Here is an 18,030-nt window from a genome sequence, read left to right as displayed (position 1 = left end):
GACCTCGTGCAGGCCTACCTCGACCTCGTCCAGCGGGTCCTCGACGAGGGCGTCGAGAAGGGCGACCGCACCGGCACGGGCACGCTGAGCGTGTTCGGGCACCAGATGCGGTTCGACCTGACCCAGGGGTTCCCCCTGATGACGACGAAGAAGATCCACACCCGGTCCGTCTTCGGCGAGCTCCTGTGGTTCCTCCGCGGCGACACCAACGTGAAGTGGTTGCAGGACCACGGCATCACGATCTGGGACGAGTGGGCCGACGCCGACGGCGACCTCGGGCCGGTCTACGGGGCCCAGTGGCGGTCGTGGCCGGCACCGGACGGGCGCCACATCGACCAGCTGGCGCAGGTGATCGAGGAGATCCGCAGCAACCCCGACAGCCGGCGCCACATCGTCTCGGCCTGGAACCCCGCCGACATCCCGCAGATGGCGCTCGCACCCTGCCACGCGTTCTTCCAGTTCTACGTCGCCGACGGAAGGTTGAGCTGCCAGCTCTACCAGCGCTCCGCCGACGTCTTCCTCGGCGTGCCGTTCAACATCGCGTCCTACGCGCTGCTGACCCACATGGTCGCGCAGGTCACCGGCCTCGAGGTCGGCGACTTCGTGCACACCCTGGGCGACGCCCACCTCTACTCCAACCACCTCGAGCAGGCGAGGCTCCAGCTGACCCGCGAGCCGCGCCCGCTGCCGACGTTGCGGCTCAACCCCGAGGTCACCGAGATCGACGGGTTCGAGCTCGACGACATCGCGGTCGAGGGCTACGACCCGCACCCGGGCATCAAAGCCCCGATCGCCGTATGACGCCTGGAGGCGCCGCCGCAGCATCCTGCGGACTCGGAGTCGTGTGCCTCACGCCGACTCTGAGCTCGGTCTCAGGCACACGACCGCGGGTGGGCCGGCTGGGAGGCGCCGGATGACCCCCGCCGGCAAGACGGTCACCATGGTCGCCGCGGTGGCGGAGAACGGCGTCATCGGTCTCGCCGGCAAGATCCCGTGGCACCTGCCCGAGGACTTCGCCCACTTCAAGGCGACCACGTCGGGCCACATCCTGATCCTCGGCCGCACGACGCACGAAGGCATCGGCAGGCCGCTGCCCGACCGCACGACGATCGTGCTGACCCGCGATCCCGAGTGGCACGCCGAGGGTGTCCTGGTCCGTCCCGACATCCTCGGAGCACTCGAGCTGGCCGACACCCTCGACGGCGAGGTGATGATCGGTGGGGGAGCGGCGGTCTACGACGCAGCGATGCCGTACGCCGACGTGCAGATCATCAGCGAGGTGCACGCCGCGCCGGAGGGCGACACCCACTACCCGGCGTACAAGCCCGAGAAGTGGCGCGAGACCGCCCGCGAGCGGCGCGAAGGCTTCGACATCGTCACCCTGGAGCGGGTCTTCGCCTGCGGCTGACGCGGAGCGTGACCTCGTACGACGGCGTCCCGACCCCGCGGACGGGCGCGCCAACCTCGTCAGCCTGACGCCCCGCGGGACGCGACAGACCGTGGTGTGCTTCCCCGGCTTCGACGCCGCGATCACGGCGTTCCACGAGGCGCTCCTCGAGGAGGGACTGACCCCGGACGAGCTGCAGAAGTCCCTGGAGACGGTGAGCCGGGCGATGGCCATCGCATCGGATCGCTTCCCGAGGTGAGCCGGAGACGACGAGGGTCCCCGCCGAGTAAAGGAACTCTTCCGTTTTGCGGACACGGGGGCCCGGACGCCTCCATGGTGGGAGCGCTCCCTCGCCCTGTCGTCCAGGGCTCCGCAGACGAAAGGACCCCTCCATGCCCGACCGCGCCCCCCGCCGCCTCGGCGGTCACCTCCGCCGCCACAGCGTCGCCTACGTCGCCCTGATCGGGATGGTCGCCCTGTCGCCCGTGCCCAGCATGGCGGCCGGGCTGGTGACCAGCGACCAGATCGCGAACGGTGCGGTCACCCGGCCCAAGCTCGCCGCGGACAGCGTCGACGGTGCGAAGGTGGTGAACGAGAGCCTGACAGGCGCCGACATCAAGAACGGCACGATCAACCCGGTCGAGCTCGCCGACGCGGCCAAGGGCGCGAAGGTGATCAGCTACGACCTGGGCGACCACAACTTCGCGCTCGACCCCACGCTCGTCGTGCAGCTCCCCGGCACGTGGAGCCCCGCCGCCGTGGCCGCGAGCACGTGGTCGGCGACCCTGCTCTACACCGACGGCTACGAGAACGGCTACGGCCGCTACTTCGTGGTGCCGGGTGCCGGCATCGGCGGCGCGAGGAGCGAGTACAGCGTGGACGTCGACACGGACGGACGCGTCAGCATCGAGCTCAGCAGCGGCTCCGGGGAGTACTACAGCGCCGTCCACCTCTACCGGACGACCGCCACCTCGGCCCAGTCCGCGCCGTAGGCCGGGGGAGAGGGCGGCCGACTGCTCAGTCGATGCACTGGCTCCACGCACCGGCGCGCCAACCGCCGGAGTCCGTCCGCCAGACGTCGACCTGCACCCGCCTCTGCCCCTGGGGGCCGAGCAGGTCGACGACCCGCACGGCATCCTCGTCGCCCGCACCGACGTCGTCGCCGCGCACCTGGGTCCGGACCGAGGCGACCCGGCCCCAGGTGGTCGTGCGTCGCATCGCTCTCTGCAGGCCGCTCCACGTGGGCGCGGTCGCGACCACGTCGTAGTGGCTCTCGCAGTCGCCGCCGCTGCTGGTGCCCGTGGAGTCCGAGCAGGAGGTGAGGCTCGCGCAGGCGACGGCCGCGACGACCGGCCCGACTGATCGCATCATGTCCGATGGGACGCGGCCTGCTCCGGACAGGTTCCGATCACCCACCTCACCGCCGGGCGAGCTCGATGATCACGTCGGCGACCTCGGCCGCGTCGTCCGGGGACGTGCGCCACGAGGAGACGCTGATCCGCATCGCCGGCGCGCCCTGCCACTGGGTCGCCCCGCACCAGATCCGGCCGTCGCCCTGGACGGCGGCGACGAGCGCGTCGGTCGCGGCGGCGTCGTCGAGGCGCACGAGCACCTGGTTGAGCACGACGTCGTTGACGACGGCGATCCCGGCGGCGCGCAGCCGGTCCGCGATGCCGCGGGCGGTGTCGCAGGAGCGCTGGACCAGCTCGGCGACGCCCGTGCGGCCGAGGGCGCGCAGCACCGCCCAGACCTCGACCTGTCGGGCCCGTTGCGAGGACTGCGGTGTGTGGTGCATCGCCTCGAAAGCGTCGTCCCCGGGCAGGTAGCCCGCCACGGCGGTGAACGTACGACGCAGCGCGGCCGGCTCCCGCACGAAGGCGATCCCGCAGTCGTAGGTGACGTTGAGCCACTTGTGCCCGTCGGTGGCCCACGAGTCGGCACGGTCGAGGCCGGCCACCAGGTCCGCGCGGGACGGGTCGGCCATCGCCCACAACCCGAACGCGGCATCGACGTGCACCCACGCCTCGCGCGCAGCCGCCCACTCCGCGATCTCCGCGAACGGGTCGAAGGCTCCGCTGTTGACCTCGCCCGCCTGGGCGCACACGAGCACCGGTCCGGTGACCTCCGGCAGCCGGTCGGCACGCATCCGCCCCTGGTCGTCGGCGGGCACGACGTGCACCCGGTCGCGTCCCAGACCGACCAGGCCGAGCGACTTCGAGACGGTCGAGTGGCGATGGGCGCCGACCACCACGGTCAGGGGAGGAGCACCGAACAGGCCGTCCGCCTGGACGTCCCAGCCTGCCCTCGCCAGAAGGGCGTCGCGGGCCGCGGCGAGGCAAGTGGCGTTGGCGACGGTGGCACCGGTCGTGAAGACGACGCCGGTCGGGTCCGGCAGGCCGAGGAGCTCGACGAGCCAGCGCCGGGTGACGTCGTGCAGCCGCGCCGCGACGGGCGACATGACCGGCAGCGCGGCGTTCTGGTCCCACGCGTCGGCGAGCCACGACGCACCGAGTGCAGCGGGATGGGTGCCGCCCGTGACGAACCCGAAGTAGCGGCTGCCCGTGCTCGCCACGGTCGCCGGCGACCCGGCCGCATCGAGGAGCCGCAGCGTGTCGGCCACGCCGGCGCCGTCCACGGGCAGCGGCTCGTCGAAGGCGGCGAGACCGGCGAGGGCGTCGGCACCGGGGAGGACGGGGCGGTCCTCGATCGCGCCGACGTAGGCGAGCGCCGCGTCCAAGGCATCGCGGAGGGGGTCCATGCGCCAGTCCTACCACCGTCGGCGGTCGCTGGGCGCGGCCTGACAGGCTGAGCGCATGGCCGTGGAGCTGCGTGTGTTCACCGAACCCCAGGAGGGGGCGTCGTACGACGACCTCCTGGCCGTCGCCCGGACCGCCGAGGACCTCGGCTTCGGGGCCTTCTTCCGCTCCGACCACTACCGCGCGATCGGACCGGGTGATGGGCGCCCGGGCCCGACCGACTCGTGGGTGACCCTCGCCGCGCTGGCGCGGGACACGACCCGCATCCGGCTCGGCACGATGGTGACGAGTGCGACGTTCCGGCTGCCGGGCGTGCTCGCGATCCAGGTCGCGCAGGTCGACGAGATGAGCAGCGGTCGCGTCGAGCTGGGGATCGGGGCGGGCTGGTTCGAGCGCGAGCACGCCGCCTACGGCATCCCGTTCCCGAGCACGAAGGAACGCTTCGAGCGCCTCGCGGAGCAGCTCGAGATCCTCACCGGCCTCTGGTCGACGCCGGCGGGGGAGAGCTACGACTTCGCCGGCCGGCACTACCGGCTCAGCGACTCCCCGGCGCTGCCCAAGCCCGAGCAGACCGGCGGGCACGCGGGCGGCCCGCCAATCATCATCGGCGGGCGGGGCAAGCGGCAGACGCCCGCGCTGGCGGCGCGCTACGCCGACGAGTTCAACCTGCCGTTCGTCGACGAGGGGGCGACCGCCGAGCAGTTCGCCCGGGTCCGTGCGGCGTGCGAGGAGGTGGGCCGCGACCCCGACACGCTCGTCTGGTCCAACGCGCTCACGATCTGCGTCGGTCGCGACGAGGCGGAGGTACGCCGGCGGGCAGCCGCCATCGGACGCGACGTCGACGACCTGCGGACCCACGCCCTGGGCGGCACCGTGCAGGAGGTCGTGGACAAGATCGGCCGCTACGCCGATCTCGGCGCCCAGCGGATCTACCTCCAGACCATGGACCTCGCCGACCTCGAGCACCTGCACCTGGTCGCCGACGAGGTCATGCCCCACGTCTGAGGTCTCGTGAGGGTCGCTGCGCGACCTCCTCGACCGGCGGTAGCGCCGGCGGGGGTCCGCGGTGGTCTCGTGACGGTCGCTGCGCGACCTCCTCGACCAGCGGAAGCGCCGGCGGCGGCGAGCACGATCACGACGCCGTCGGGGGTCCACGGCGGCGGAGCCCCCGCGTGTGGCGATAGCCTGGTGCCATGAGCTCCGCCCCCTTCGGCACCGTGCTGACCGCCATGTGCACCCCGTTCCACGAGGACGGCTCCGTCGACCTCGACGGCGTGCAGCGCGTCGCCCGCCACCTCGTCGACCACGGTCACGACGGCCTCGTCGTCTCCGGCACCACCGGCGAGTCGCCCACGACCACCAAGGAGGAGGACGGCGAGATCCTCGCCGCCGTCAAGGACGCGGTGGGCGACCGGGCCAAGCTCGTCGCCGGCGTGGGCACCAACGACACCAACACCTCGCTCTGGCTGGCGCAGCAGGCTGCCAAGGTCGGCGCCGACGGGGTGCTCCTGGTGACGCCCTACTACAACAAGCCCGGCCAGCGCGGGATCCTCCACCACTTCCGCCAGGTGGTCGAGGCGGCAGAGCTCCCGGTGATGCTCTACGACGTTCCCGGCCGCACCGGCAGCACCATCGCGATGGAGAGCTACGCGGAGATGGCCTCGTGGGAGCCGGTGGTCGCGGTCAAGGACGCGGTCGGAGACGTGGTCCGCGGGGTGCGCATCAGGGAGCTCGGCTATGCCGTCTACTCCGGCGACGACCACGCCAACCTGGCCTGGCTCGCCCACGGTGCCGTCGGCTTCGTGTCGGTGGCGGGCCACGTCGTGGGTGACCGGCTGCGTGCGATGTACGACGCCTACCACCAGGGCGACCCGGCGGCGGCCCTCGACATCTTCACCGGCATGCTGCCGGCGCTCGACGCGATCATGGGCGTCCCGAACTACGGAGCGACGGCCGCCAAGGCCGCCCTCGAGCTGATCGGGGTGCTCGACAACCGCCGGGTGCGCTCGCCCCTGATCGCGCTCGACGATGCGGAGGTCGCCGACCTCCGCACAGGTCTCGAAGCGGCAGGAGTGCTTTCTTGAGTCACCCGCACCCGGAGCTCGGGACCCCTCCGGAGCTGCCCGCCGGCGGCCTGCGCGTGATCCCGCTCGGCGGGCTCGGCGAGGTCGGCCGCAACATGACGGTCTTCGAGTACGACGGCCGCCTGCTCATCGTCGACTGCGGCGTGCTCTTCCCCGACGAGCACCACCCCGGCGTCGACCTGATCCTCCCCGACTTCTCGCCGATCCGCGGCCGCCTGGCCGACGTCGAGGCGCTGGTGCTGACGCACGGGCACGAGGACCACATCGGCGCGACGCCGTACCTCCTGCGCGAGCGCGGCGACATCCCGCTCGTCGGGTCGGAGCTGACGCTGGCTCTGGTCAACGGCAAGATCCGCGAGCACCGCCTCAAGCAGACCTCCTTCCACACGGTGAAGGAGGGCGACCGGATCAGCTTCGGTCCCTTCGACCTGGAGTTCGTGGCGGTCAACCACTCGATCCCCGACGCACTGGCCGTCGCGATCCGCACGGGCGCCGGCCTGGTGCTGCACACCGGCGACTTCAAGATGGACCAGCTGCCGCTCGACGGCCGGATCACCGACCTGCGGGCGTTCGCCCGGCTGGGGGAGGAGGGTGTCGACCTCTTCCTCACCGACTCCACCAACGCCGAGGTGCCGGGCTTCACGACCGCGGAGAAGCGGATCACCCCCGTCCTCGACACCGTCTTCCGCGAGTCCGAGCAGCGCATCATCGTGGCCTGCTTCGCCTCCCACGTGCACCGCGTGCAGCAGATCCTCGACACGGCGGTGAAGCACGACCGCAAGGTCGCCTACGTCGGCCGCTCGATGGTGCGCAACATGGCCGTCGCCCGCGACCTCGGCTACCTGACCGTCCCGCCGGGCGTGATGGTCGACGCCAAGCAGCTCGCCGAGCTGCCGCCCGAGCGGCAGGTGCTCATCTCCACCGGTTCGCAGGGTGAGCCGATGAGCGCGCTGGCCCGCATCGCCAACCGCAGCCACAACTTCGTGCACCTCGAGGCCGGCGACACCGTCGTGCTCGCCTCCAGCCTGATCCCCGGCAACGAGAACGCCGTCTACCGCGTGATCAACGGCCTGTCCCGCTGGGGCGCCCGCGTCGTGCACAAGGGCAATGCGCTGGTGCACGTCAGCGGCCACGCCAGTGCCGGCGAGCTGCTCTACTGCTACAACATCGTCCGCCCGCGCAACGTGCTGCCCGTGCACGGCGAGATCCGGCACATGCTGGCCAACGGCGCGCTCGCCAAGGAGACCGGCGTCGAGAACGTCGTCTACGCCGAGGACGGCGTCGTTGTCGACATGGTCGACGGCGTCGCGAAGGTCGCCGGCAAGGTGGCTGTCGGCTACGTGTTCGTCGACGGTCAGTCGATCGGCGACGTGACCGAGGCTGAGCTCAAGGACCGTCGGATCCTCGGCGAGGAGGGCTTCATCTCGGTGATCGTGGTCGTCGACTCCGTCTCCGGGAAGGTCTCCGCCGGCCCCGAGATCCACGCCCGCGGCCACGCCTGGGCCGACACCATGTTCGACGACATCAAGCAGCCCATCGTCGATGCGGTCAACGGCATGCTCAGCGAGGGCAACGCCGACACCTACCAGCTCCAGCAGACCGTGCGCCGCACGATCGGCCGCTGGGTGAGCAGCACCCACAAGCGCCGCCCGATGATCATCCCGGTGGTCGTCGAGGCCTGAGGGCCTCGAGACCGACCAGGGCCCGGACGACGCAACAGCCCCCGCCCTCCTTGCGGAGAGCGGGGGCTGCTGCGTCGGTGGTGCTGGTCGATCAGCGCCTGGCGACGGTGATCGTGTAGGTGGTCCTGCTCTTCAGGAAGTCCTCCGCACCCAGGTACTTCGCGACCAGGTCGTGAGTACCGACGCCGAAGATCCGCCTCACGGTGATCTTGGCGACGCCATGGGAGTTGAGGTCGTCCATGCCGAGCTTGGTCCTGCCGAACTTCAGCACGACGTCGCCGGACGGGGTGCCGCCGTCGGAGGTGACCTTGACCTTCACCACGAACGGGTTGCCCTTGACGACCGGGTCCGGGGTGACCTTGACGACCTTGGTCTGCGTCGCGGCCGGGGCCGGCTTGCAGTCCTGGACCTTCACGTTGTCGATGTACCAGCCCTCGACGCCGTTGCAGCCGTCACGACCCAGGTCGAACCGGAAGTTGACGGTGTCACCCGCCGACGCCACCTGGCTCAGGTCGATGATCGAGGTGCCCCACGACCCGCCGACCTGACCGCCGTCGGTGCCGGTCCAGGCGTCCTGACCCTCCATCGGGTTGGTGTTGCCACCCGCGGCGGTCTCCAGCTGGTTGCCCGGGGCGTTGTAGATGTACGCCGTGTTGGGCACCTGCTCGAAGTCACCGCCGTTGACGCTGACCTTCACGTTGCCTCCGTCGAAGAGCGCCTCGGTCGCCACGTAGTGGTCGAACGAGAGACGGGGCGACTCGCCACCGGGCACCGTGATGTCCGGGGTGATGAGGCCGTTGCGGCTGGAGATGTCGTCCGCACCACCGCTGCAGTCACCGGTGGAGAGGGGGTCCGGACCGAAAGCGGTGGTGCCGCTGTGGTTCGGGGCCGACGTGGACGTCTCCCACGCGTAGCCGTGACCCGCGGGGAAGGTGAGCTCCTCGTCCTGGGTCCACCCGTCGAGGCCGGACTCGAAGTCCTCCGACCACTCGGTCTTGGTGACCTTGTCGGCGCCGCAGTCGAGCTTCGGTGCGCCCTTCTGGAGGATCGGCTGGAAGGCACACTCCTCCGACGGGTCGAGCCGGAGCTCGGTCTCGTTGATCGCCGCCTTCACGCGACCGCAGTCGGCCGGGGTGAGCCCGCCCTTGAGGATCTGCGGTGCCACGACCCCACCGTCGGAGCCGTCCGGGTCGGACGGGTTGCCGAGGGTGACCCGCTCCAGGTCGACGCCCTGGAGGTCCTCGCAGGAGGCCAGCAGGCCGTCCGCCAGGTCGGGGAAGTACGACGTCGGCGTCAGGTAGTTGGTCTGGGTCTGCCAGAACAGCCACGCCGCCTTGTCGAGCCCGATCGCGGTGACCTTGCCGGGGAGACCGTCGACCAGGATGGCGTAGGTGCGGTTAACGACACCGGAGTTGGTGTGGACGCCGCCATGGTCGTCATCGGTGCACTGGTACTCCTCGTCGGACACCTTGCCCGGGTCGCCGTAGCAGTTCGGGTTCCACATGTCGCGGATCGCGCCACCGAAGGCCGGGTCGTTCTCGCCCGACAGCCACCGGTAGGTGTCGTCGGCCGGACCGGGCACCGCGGCGATGTGGAACGAGACCGGCCCACCGGCGGTCTTGAACTTCGCGCCGTCCTCGTTGCTGACCATCACGCCGTAGATGTCGGAGTCGCCCGACATCGAGATCGGCGGGCGGCCGGCGACGCTGTCGCCGACGACGATGCCCAGGGCACCGGCGTCCTTGGCGTTGGCGGTCTTCTGGACGAACGTGCAGAGGCCGCGGTCGACGTACACCCACTGGCCGGCGATGTCGGCAGCGTTGTCGAACGGCGAGCAACCGTCGGTGGTCGTGCCACCGTCGCTGTCGTCGTCGGTGCCGACGATCGCGGTGCCGTCGACACCCGCCTGCGTGATGACCGGGCCGAAGGAGGCCGGGGCCGCGACGCACGGGCCGGCGACGCTGGCCGGAGCGGTGATCTGCATGGTGACCGGGTGCCGGGTGAACTCCGAGCACTGACCCTCGGTGCGCTTGATGATGTCGCCGGGGGTCTCGCCCTTGTCGTTGAACCGGTGGTTGAGCATGTCGCCGGTCTCGCCCCAGATGTCGGAGTAGGCCTCGTTCATCGCGCCGGCCTGCCACTGGTAGACCAGCCCGGAGGTGGACTCCGTGTAGGCGTGGCCCCACTCGTGGATCACTGTGTCGTCACTGCTCACACCGGAGCAGTAGTTGGTGGTGACGCCGTTCCAGTTGGCGTTGGGGCAGTCGATGGTCGGGTCGTTGTTGACCGTGATCATCCGGCTGCCGTGGTCGTCCCACGCGTTGTAGCCGAACGTGTTGCGGAACATCCAGTACGCCTCGCCGGTGCCGAGGACCTCGTTCTGCTGGTCCTGGTCGAGGCCGTCGGGGAAGTCCGCACCCTCGGTCCAGACGTGGTCGTAGTTGACGAAGTCGTCACCCGGGTCGTCCGGGGTGCCGTTGTCGTCGACGTAGGCCTCGTAGAGGTCGCGGTCGAGCGCGTCGTCCATCATCGACCACCGGTTGAGGTACTTCCCGGTCTGGGCGTCGAGGATGATCATGTCGCGCACGTCGTGCTTGTTCCACACCTCGAGGACCCACGCGAGCTTGGGCGCCCCGGGGATGCCGCGGGTGGAGCCCATCCGGTAGACCATCAGCGACTGCGAGCGGACCTTGACGCCCTTGACGTACGTCGTCCGGCCGTCCGCGCTCCGGTCCGTCCGGTGCCGCGACATCCGGAGCGCGGCAGCGGCTGCCTGCTCCTTGCTGACCCGCGGCGTGGTGGAGAGGTTGCCGATCGGGCTGGCGAAGCCGTTGACGGACGTCAGGTCGCCTTCCCGGTCGACGTGCGCGTTGATCTCGGCGCCGAAGACCGGCAGGCCCTGGTAGGACTGCTTGAAGGTGATCGCCCAGCCGGCCTTGTTGGCGTAGACGCTGGACTCCCGCAGCTCGCCGGTGCGGGCGCCGAAGGCGGTCCCGAAGCGGGCGAGGTAGCGCGTCGCCTTGTCGATGGCGCCCTGCCGGCCCTCAGCCGCGACCCCGGGGAGCAGGTCGGGGTTGTCACCGGTGGCGCGAGCGAAACCGACCTTCCCCGTTGCCGGGTTCGCGCGCAGGGACAGGCCGCCGGACGCGGTGTCCCGCATCTGGCTGACGACGGACGGGTCGGGCTTGGCCGCCACGGGTGCGGCCGAGGCGCTCAGCGCCGGTGGTGCCGCGAAGCCGGCGGCAATGAGGGCGAGGCCGAGCGCTGTGGCGCGGCCCCGGTTGAGATTTTTCACCGAGGATCCCTTCGAACGTACGAATTTCCGGGAGCGGTGCGCGTCAGAGCCGCACCATTCGGCACCCTAGGAGTGCGTCCGGTGCGGGTCTAGCCCCCAAAACGCAGTGATGGGCGTCACACGCTCAGCGCGGACCCACATTCGTCTCTCCCTGTCGTGATTGCTGAGAACAGAGGGGTGTTTGGGGCTGCGACACGCTCGCGTGATCCATGTGGCGGATGTGACGTTTGAGTAGGGTCAACAGCATGGCGACCCGTACGTCTTCCCCGACGCGGTCGCGCAGCCGGAGCACGTCCACCAGCCGCAGCAGCGGAAGCCGGACCAGCACCAGCTCGCGATCACGGAGTACAGCGAAGAAGCCGACCACCAGGAGCAGGACCGCGAAGAAGAGCAGCGCGTCCCGCCGGCCGGCTCCGCGCGCCGTGCGCAGCGGGCCGGGCCCGGTGTCGAAGGGCTTCTCCGCGCTCGCCCGCGCCTTGGTCGCGATCTGGCTAGGCATCGCCCACGGTGTCGGAGCCGTGGTGCGCCACGTCATCGGCGGCGCCAAGGAGATCGAGCCCGAGCAGCGTCGCGACGGCCTGGGTCTGCTGCTCGTGGGCCTGTCGTTCGTGGTCGCGGCCGCGGTCTGGTTCGAGGTCCCCGGCGGCGTCATGGACTTCGCCCGCGCGGCCGTCGCCGGCACCGTCGGCAAGGTCGGCTGGTTCGTGCCGCTCCTCGTCCTGCTCGCCGCGTGGCGGGTCATGCGCGACCCGGTCACCAACGGCCCGGCCGGACGGCAGGTGATCGGCTGGACCGCCTTCTCCTTCGGCCTCCTCGGCATCGTGCACATCGCCAACGGCAGCCCGGAGCCGGTCGCCGGCGACACCACGGTGCTGCGCGACGGCGGCGGCGCGATCGGCTACGTCGTCTCCGCGCTCCTCCTCGACCTGCTCCGGTCGGCGGCGCTCGTCGTGCCCCTGCTCCTGCTGCTCTGCTTCTTCGGCATCCTCATCATCACGGCCACGCCGCTCTACCGCGTGCCCGACCGGATGCGCGACCTCAACGACATGCTGCTCGGCCGCCACGCCCACGAGGAGGACGACGGCGGCGAACCGACGCAGCCGATCAAGGTGCGCCGCGGACGCGGCAGCGCCGACGACGACATCGACCCGCTCATGGGCGACCCGGCCTACGACACCCCGTTGCTCGCCGAGCCGACCAAGAAGCGCCGGGGTCGCAAGACGCCCGCCGCCGTCGAGGAGTCGATGGAGCTGCGCGAGCCCATCGACATCCCGCTCACCGACGACGACGAGGCCGTGCCGGTGGCCGCGGTCGCGGCGCAGGACGAGACCGGCGACCTCGAGCCGCCGCCGCACGCCCAGCTGCCCGTCCGCGTGGAGCAGCTCGCGCTGTCCGGCGACATCGCCTACTCCCTGCCGACCAGCGACGCGCTCAAGCCCGGATCGCCGCACCGCGCGCGGTCCAAGGCCAGCGACGAGGTCGTCAGCAAGCTCACGCAGGTGCTGGAGGAGTTCGGCATCGACGCCCAGGTCACCGGCTACACGCGGGGTCCGACGGTCACCCGCTACGAGATCGAGCTCGGCACCGGCGTGAAGGTCGAGAAGATCCTCGGCGTCGCGCGCAACATCTCCTACGCCGTCGGCTCCGAGGACGTGCGCATCCTCAGCCCGATCCCCGGCAAGTCCGCGGTCGGCGTCGAGATCCCCAACGTGGACAAGGAGATCGTCTCCCTCGGCGACGTGCTGCGGTCCAACGCGGCGCGCAACGACCACCACCCGATGGTCGCCGGGCTCGGCAAGGACGTCGAGGGCGGCTTCGTCGTGGCCAACATGGCGAAGATGCCGCACCTGCTCGTCGCCGGCGCGACCGGCTCGGGCAAGTCGAGCTTCATCAACTCCCTCATCACCTCGATCCTGATGCGGGCCACGCCCGACGAGGTGCGGATGATCATGGTCGACCCCAAGCGGGTCGAGCTGAACAACTACGAGGGCGTGCCTCACCTGATCACGCCGATCATCACCAACCCCAAGAAGGCCGCCGAGGCGCTTGCGTGGGTCTGTCGCGAGATGGACATGCGCTACGACGACCTGGCCAACTTCGGCTTCCGTCACATCGACGACTTCAACAAGGCCGTGCGGGCGGGCAAGGTCGAGGTGCCGCCGGGCAGCGAGCGGGTGCTGTCGCCGTACCCCTACCTGCTGGTGATCGTCGACGAGCTCGCCGACCTGATGATGGTCGCGCCGCGCGACGTCGAGGACTCCGTCGTCCGCATCACCCAGCTCGCGCGGGCCGCCGGCATCCACCTGGTGCTCGCGACCCAGCGTCCGTCGGTCGACGTCGTGACCGGCCTGATCAAGGCCAACGTGCCCTCCCGGCTGGCGTTCGCGACGTCGTCGCTCGCCGACAGCCGGGTCATCCTCGACCAGCCGGGCGCGGAGAAGCTGGTCGGTCAGGGCGACGGCCTCTTCCTCCCGATGGGCGCCTCGAAGCCGATACGGGTCCAGGGGAGCTGGGTCACCGAGGCCGAGATCCACCAGGTCGTCAAGCACTGCAAGACCCAGCTCGAGCCGACCTACCGCGAGGACGTCACCGTCGCGCAGAGCAGCAACAAGGTCCTCGACGACGACATCGGCGACGACATGGACCTCGTGGTCCAGGCGATCGAGCTCGTCGTCTCCACGCAGTTCGGGTCGACCTCGATGCTGCAGCGCAAGCTCCGCGTCGGCTTCGCCAAGGCCGGGCGGCTGATGGACATCCTCGAGAGTCGCGGCGTCGTCGGTCCCAGCGAGGGCTCGAAGGCCCGCGACGTGCTGGTGAAGCCGGACGAGCTCGACTCCGTGATCGCGACCATCCAAGGGGAGTGACATGACCGACCAGATCTTCGACGCCGACCTCATGGACGTGTCCGACGACGACACCACCACCGCCGAGGGGACCCGGCAGGACGAGCACGCAGAGCAGGCGGGCCAGGTGGAGGTACGACGCAACGTCGTCCTCTCCGGCATCGTGGGCGGCTTCTCGGCCCTGCTGATGATCGCCTTCGCCCTGCGCGCGTTCGGCGACGGCGGACCGCTCGACTGGGCGCTCTTCGCCGTCCTCGGCGCGATCACCGTGCTGCACCTGGCGGCGGTCGCCGACGGGCGGGCACCGCTGCTCGTGGCCGACCAGCACGGCGTACGCCTCCGCGAGGGTGCTGAGTGGCAGGGCATCGCGTGGGAGGACATCGAGTGCCTCGAGCACCTGCCGCGCCGCCTGCCCCTCCACGACGGCCACCTGCTCGTGGTGGGCGACAGCGGTCAGCAGCTGATCGTGCCGCTCACCCTGGCCACCCGTGTCGTCGGCATCGACCCGAGCGCCGTCAGCGACGGCATCGCCGAGCTGGCCGACGGACGTGCCGACGTGGTCGAGGTCGTGGCGGGGATCGACGACGAGGTCGAGGAGCTCGACGCGCCCGCCGACGTCAGCGAGCACGCCGTCCTCGACGGTGCCGCGGACCTCGAGCCGGCGACGCGGCCCGTGGAGCAGCTCGCCATGTCGCCCGAGGACACGGTCACGATCACCCGCCGCGGGATCGCGGCGGAGGTGGAGAAGCGGCTCCGCTTCCCCGACGGCCCTCCGGCCGGCGCGGACGACACCGACAGCACGGAGAACACCGAGACCATCGACGCGGTCGACGGCGACGAGGCCGACGAGCGCCCGCACGCTCCGCGCTCGCCGGCTCCCGCACCCGGCCGCCCGGTGATGGGCGCGGCGCGGGTGGAGGTCCAGCGCGACGGCTTCCGCTCCGGCAGCACGGGCTCGCACCCGACGATCGGCGCCAACGCGCTGCGGGTCGAGCCGACGGCGGACGCCGACGAGCAGCCCGAGGTCGAGCACACGCTGACGGTCGTGCTCGACGACCTCGCGGTGCAGCCGGCCGCCGAGCCGGTGATCGGCCCGGAGCTGCGCAAGGCGCGCGAGAACCTGCGCCTCAACGTCGACCAGCTCTCCGACCGCACGCGGATCCGCCCCCACGTCATCGAGGCGATCGAGGTCGACGACTTCGGCCCCTGCGGCGGCGACTTCTACGCCCGCGGCCACCTGCGCACCCTGGCGCGGGTCCTGGGGGTCGACGCCGCGCCGCTGATCGCCCTCTACGACGAGGAGTACGCCGACGCTCCCGTCGACCCGCGTCGGGTCTTCGAGTCCGAGCTGGCCACGGGCGTGGGCGGGTCGATCCGCGGCACCAAGGGTGGCCGCAACTGGTCGGCCCTGCTCGCCGCGGTGATGGCCGCGGTCCTGCTGTGGTCGGTCGCCCGGCTTGTGATGGACGGACCGGTGGAGCTCGGCAAGGTGCCGGTGCTCAACCAGAGCGGCAGCCACACGCAGGGCTCGAGCAAGGTGCCCGCGGTGCCCGTGACGCTGACCGCGACGTCGGGTGGGGCGAAGCTCCTGGTCCGCGACGGGTCGGGCAAGGAGATCTTCAAGGGCGACCTGCCCTACGGGCAGACGACCAAGCTGAAGGTCTCCCCGCCGGTCCGCATCTGGAGCTCCGACGGCTCCGTCACGGCCAAGGTCGACTGCAAGGCCGCCGCCCCGCTGGGCGAGACCGGCGTCGAGGTCACCAAGACGCTCGCGGGCTGCTGAGCGCCGCCCCGTCGTTTCGCCCGGGGGAGGGGCGAGCCGCCATACTGACGGGTAGTCATGACCAGTCCTGAGAGTGCCACCGCCGACCCCGCGCCGCTGTCCGTCGCGATGCTCACCCTCGGGTGCGCGCGCAACGACGTCGACTCCGAGGAGCTGGCCGGACGCCTCGCCGCCGACGGTTTCACGCTGGTCGAGGACCCCGAGCTCGCCGACACCGTCGTGGTGAACACGTGCGGGTTCGTCGAGGCGGCCAAGAAGGACTCGATCGACACCCTGCTGGCCGCCGCCGACCTCAAGGAGAGCGGGCGGGCGAGGGCGGTCGTCGCGGTGGGCTGCCTCGCGGAGCGGTACGGCGAGCAGCTCGCCGACTCGCTCCCCGAGGCCGACGCCGTGCTCGGCTTCGACAGCTACACCGACATCGCCGGCCGGCTGCGGTCCATCGTCGCGGGGGAGCGTCCGCACGCCCACACCCCGCAGGACCGCCGCAAGCTGCTGCCCATCAGCCCGGCCGAGCGGCCCGCCTCGGGTCCCGCCACCCTGGAGGCCCGCGCCCGCCTCGACTCCGGCCCGATGGCCGCGCTCAAGCTGGCCAGCGGCTGCGACCGGCGCTGCACGTTCTGCGCGATCCCGATGTTCCGGGGCTCCTTCGTGAGCCGCCGGCCCTCCGACGTGCTCACCGAGGCTCAGTGGCTCGCGACCCAGGGCGTGCGCGAGCTGTTCCTCGTCTCGGAGAACTCCACCTCCTACGGCAAGGACCTCGGCGACCTCCGGCTGCTCGAGACCCTGCTGCCCGAGCTGGCGGGCATCGACGGCATCGAGCGCGTGCGGGTCTCCTACCTGCAGCCCGCCGAGACCCGTCCCGGACTGATCGAGGCGATCGCGACGACGCCCGGTGTGGCGCCGTACTTCGACCTCTCCTTCCAGCACGCGAGCAACGCGGTGCTGCGGCGGATGCGGCGCTTCGGCGACCCGGAGAGCTTCCTCGACCTGCTCGACCGGGTGCGCGCGCTCGCGCCCGAGGCGGGCGTGCGGTCCAACGTGATCGTCGGCTTCCCGGGCGAGACCGAGGACGACTTCCAGATCCTCTGCGACTTCCTCACCGAGGCCCGCCTCGACGTGACCGGTGTCTTCGGCTACTCCGACGAGGACGGCACCGAGGCCGAGGGCTTCGGCGACAAGCACGACGACGACGAGGTCCGTGCGCGGGTCGCGCACATGACCGACCTCGTCACGGCGCTCAACGGCGAGCGCGCCGAGGAGCGCATCGGCGAGACCGTCGACGTGCTGGTCGAGGAGCTCGACACCGAGCTCGCCGGACACGTCGAGGGACGCGCGGCCCACCAGGGCCCCGAGGTCGACGGCAGCACGCTGGTGCGGGGCTGCCCGGAGGCGCGCGTCGGCGACTTCGTGCGCGCGGTGGTGATCGGGAGCGACGGGGTCGACCTCGTGGCCGAGGCGACAGGGGAGAAGCGATGAGCACCGAAGGTACGGCGGCACCGCCCGCGCAGCCGGCGGACGCCGGGAAGCCGAGCAACTGGAACCTGCCCAACGCCCTCACCACGGCCCGCATCGTGGCGGTGCCCTTCTACGGCTGGGCACTGCTCACCCAGGGCGGCGACTCCATCACCTGGCGCACCATCGCCTGGGCGATCTTCTTCGTCGCGATGGTGACCGACAAGATCGACGGCGACATCGCGCGCAAGCGCAACCTGGTCACCAACTTCGGCAAGATCGCCGACCCCATCGCCGACAAGGCGATCACGGGGATGGCGTTCGTCGGGCTCGCGATCATCATGGACACCTGGTGGATGTGGACGATCGCGATCATCGTGCTGGTCCGCGAGTGGGCGGTGACCCTGCTCCGGCTCTCGGTCCTCAAGGCCGTCGTCATCGCCGCGTCGCAGAGCGGCAAGGCCAAGACCATGGCCCAGGCGCTGGCCCTCGGGTTCCTGACCCTCCCGCTCCTCGAGGTGCACGGCTGGCTCGACGTGCCCGGCAAGGTCGTGTACGCCGGCGCGCTCGTCCTGCTCGCCCTCGCGTTCGTGCTGACGCTGTGGTCGGGCTACGAGTTCTTCCGCGACGTCTGGAAGCAGCGTCACGACATCCGTCGCAAGGCCGCCGCGGCCTGATCGGCTCGCCTGACGGGAGATCTTCCTGTCGGAGGGATGGTCTAGACCACTCCGGGTGAAATTTCTGTTTC

15 protein-coding genes are annotated in these 18,030 nt (G+C 71.0%); 11 read left to right on the top strand and 4 right to left on the bottom strand.

Annotation, left to right across the window (positions count from 1 at the left end):
• The first annotated feature begins 6 nt into the window (after positions 1 to 6).
• From ACAX67_RS15465 to ACAX67_RS15450, 4 genes are all read left to right on the top strand, one after another.
• Positions 7 to 801: a thymidylate synthase gene (locus ACAX67_RS15465; RefSeq protein ID WP_370704764.1), complete on the top strand. Its 795-nt coding sequence runs from the start codon at positions 7 to 9 to the stop codon at positions 799 to 801.
• Between the two features lie 112 nt (positions 802 to 913).
• Positions 914 to 1,408 carry a dihydrofolate reductase gene (locus tag ACAX67_RS15460; protein ID WP_370704763.1) on the top strand — a complete coding sequence of 165 codons (495 nt, stop codon included), beginning with the start codon at positions 914 to 916 and terminating at the stop codon, positions 1,406 to 1,408.
• Positions 1,409 to 1,499: 91 nt separating this feature from the next.
• Complete coding sequence (locus ACAX67_RS15455) at positions 1,500 to 1,646, top strand: hypothetical protein (RefSeq protein ID WP_370704762.1); 147 nt, start codon at positions 1,500 to 1,502, stop codon at positions 1,644 to 1,646.
• A 133-nt stretch (positions 1,647 to 1,779) separates the two neighbouring features.
• A complete protein-coding gene (locus tag ACAX67_RS15450) occupies positions 1,780 to 2,379 on the top strand; it encodes a hypothetical protein (RefSeq protein WP_370704761.1) in 600 nt (199 codons plus the stop codon).
• 25 nt (positions 2,380 to 2,404) lie between these two features.
• Here ACAX67_RS15450 and ACAX67_RS15445 read toward each other — a convergent pair whose 3' ends face one another.
• On the bottom strand, positions 2,405 to 2,758 hold the full coding sequence (locus ACAX67_RS15445) for a hypothetical protein (RefSeq protein WP_370704760.1): 354 nt from the start codon (positions 2,756 to 2,758) through the stop codon (positions 2,405 to 2,407).
• A 46-nt stretch (positions 2,759 to 2,804) separates the two neighbouring features.
• Entirely contained in the window at positions 2,805 to 4,145 is a 1,341-nt protein-coding gene (locus ACAX67_RS15440) for a pyridoxal phosphate-dependent decarboxylase family protein (protein WP_370704759.1), read from the bottom strand.
• A 55-nt stretch (positions 4,146 to 4,200) separates the two neighbouring features.
• Between ACAX67_RS15440 and ACAX67_RS15435 the strand changes: the two genes are divergently transcribed.
• The 3 genes from ACAX67_RS15435 to ACAX67_RS15425 all read left to right on the top strand — a co-directional run bounded on the left by ACAX67_RS15435 (position 4,201) and on the right by ACAX67_RS15425 (position 7,909).
• The gene (locus tag ACAX67_RS15435) at positions 4,201 to 5,148 is read left to right on the top strand and encodes an LLM class F420-dependent oxidoreductase (RefSeq protein WP_370704758.1); all 948 of its coding nucleotides are present in this window, start codon (positions 4,201 to 4,203) and stop codon (positions 5,146 to 5,148) included.
• Between the two features lie 188 nt (positions 5,149 to 5,336).
• Entirely contained in the window at positions 5,337 to 6,227 is an 891-nt protein-coding gene (gene dapA, locus ACAX67_RS15430) for a 4-hydroxy-tetrahydrodipicolinate synthase (protein ID WP_370704757.1), read from the top strand.
• On the top strand, positions 6,224 to 7,909 hold the full coding sequence (locus ACAX67_RS15425; RefSeq protein ID WP_370704756.1) for a ribonuclease J: 1,686 nt from the start codon (positions 6,224 to 6,226) through the stop codon (positions 7,907 to 7,909). The genes dapA and ACAX67_RS15425 overlap by 4 nt, the downstream gene beginning before the upstream one ends.
• Positions 7,910 to 8,000: 91 nt before the next feature.
• Here the strand turns inward: ACAX67_RS15425 and ACAX67_RS15420 are convergent, their stop codons facing one another.
• Together ACAX67_RS15420 and ACAX67_RS15415 are read right to left on the bottom strand one after the other, a co-directional pair.
• Positions 8,001 to 11,204: a M4 family metallopeptidase gene (locus tag ACAX67_RS15420; protein WP_370704755.1), complete on the bottom strand. Its 3,204-nt coding sequence runs from the start codon at positions 11,202 to 11,204 to the stop codon at positions 8,001 to 8,003.
• A 124-nt stretch (positions 11,205 to 11,328) separates the two neighbouring features.
• Positions 11,329 to 11,739, bottom strand: coding sequence for a hypothetical protein (locus tag ACAX67_RS15415; RefSeq protein WP_370704754.1), 411 nt, complete (start codon positions 11,737 to 11,739; stop codon positions 11,329 to 11,331).
• Here ACAX67_RS15415 and ACAX67_RS15410 point away from each other — a divergent pair.
• The 4 genes from ACAX67_RS15410 (at position 11,723) to pgsA (ending at position 17,959) form a co-directional block, all read left to right on the top strand.
• Positions 11,723 to 14,068 carry a DNA translocase FtsK gene (locus ACAX67_RS15410; RefSeq protein ID WP_370704753.1) on the top strand — a complete coding sequence of 782 codons (2,346 nt, stop codon included), beginning with the start codon at positions 11,723 to 11,725 and terminating at the stop codon, positions 14,066 to 14,068. The genes ACAX67_RS15415 and ACAX67_RS15410 overlap by 17 nt on opposite strands.
• A 1-nt stretch (position 14,069) precedes the next feature.
• Positions 14,070 to 15,830 (top strand): helix-turn-helix domain-containing protein, encoded by a 1,761-nt coding sequence (locus ACAX67_RS15405; RefSeq protein WP_370704752.1) that lies wholly within the window; start codon positions 14,070 to 14,072, stop codon positions 15,828 to 15,830.
• A 96-nt stretch (positions 15,831 to 15,926) separates the two neighbouring features.
• Positions 15,927 to 17,306: a 30S ribosomal protein S12 methylthiotransferase RimO gene (rimO, locus tag ACAX67_RS15400; protein ID WP_370705092.1), complete on the top strand. Its 1,380-nt coding sequence runs from the start codon at positions 15,927 to 15,929 to the stop codon at positions 17,304 to 17,306.
• Entirely contained in the window at positions 17,303 to 17,959 is a 657-nt protein-coding gene (pgsA, locus tag ACAX67_RS15395) for a CDP-diacylglycerol--glycerol-3-phosphate 3-phosphatidyltransferase (RefSeq protein WP_370704751.1), read from the top strand. The genes rimO and pgsA overlap by 4 nt, the downstream gene beginning before the upstream one ends.
• The last annotated feature ends 71 nt before the right edge of the window (positions 17,960 to 18,030 follow it).

Origin of the sequence: Nocardioides candidus, from assembly GCF_041321175.1 — a bacterium.
In the GTDB taxonomy this organism is placed as follows: domain Bacteria; phylum Actinomycetota; class Actinomycetes; order Propionibacteriales; family Nocardioidaceae; genus Nocardioides.
This window is presented reverse-complemented; position numbering and strand designations above follow the sequence as displayed.

What these genes read in the sequence shown, in the direction of transcription:
- ACAX67_RS15405 (WP_370704752.1), top strand. Translation starts at nt 14,070, where the DNA reads ATGACCGACCAGATCTTCGACGCCGACCTCATGGACGTGTCCGACGAC.
- ACAX67_RS15435 (WP_370704758.1), top strand. Translation starts at nt 4,201, where the DNA reads ATGGCCGTGGAGCTGCGTGTGTTCACCGAACCCCAGGAGGGGGCGTCG.
- pgsA (WP_370704751.1), top strand. Translation starts at nt 17,303, where the DNA reads ATGAGCACCGAAGGTACGGCGGCACCGCCCGCGCAGCCGGCGGACGCC.
- ACAX67_RS15445 (WP_370704760.1), bottom strand. Translation starts at nt 2,758, where the DNA reads ATGATGCGATCAGTCGGGCCGGTCGTCGCGGCCGTCGCCTGCGCGAGC.
- ACAX67_RS15440 (WP_370704759.1), bottom strand. Translation starts at nt 4,145, where the DNA reads ATGGACCCCCTCCGCGATGCCTTGGACGCGGCGCTCGCCTACGTCGGC.
- ACAX67_RS15460 (WP_370704763.1), top strand. Translation starts at nt 914, where the DNA reads ATGACCCCCGCCGGCAAGACGGTCACCATGGTCGCCGCGGTGGCGGAG.
- ACAX67_RS15415 (WP_370704754.1), bottom strand. Translation starts at nt 11,739, where the DNA reads ATGACGTGGCGCACCACGGCTCCGACACCGTGGGCGATGCCTAGCCAG.
- ACAX67_RS15450 (WP_370704761.1), top strand. Translation starts at nt 1,780, where the DNA reads ATGCCCGACCGCGCCCCCCGCCGCCTCGGCGGTCACCTCCGCCGCCAC.
- dapA (WP_370704757.1), top strand. Translation starts at nt 5,337, where the DNA reads ATGAGCTCCGCCCCCTTCGGCACCGTGCTGACCGCCATGTGCACCCCG.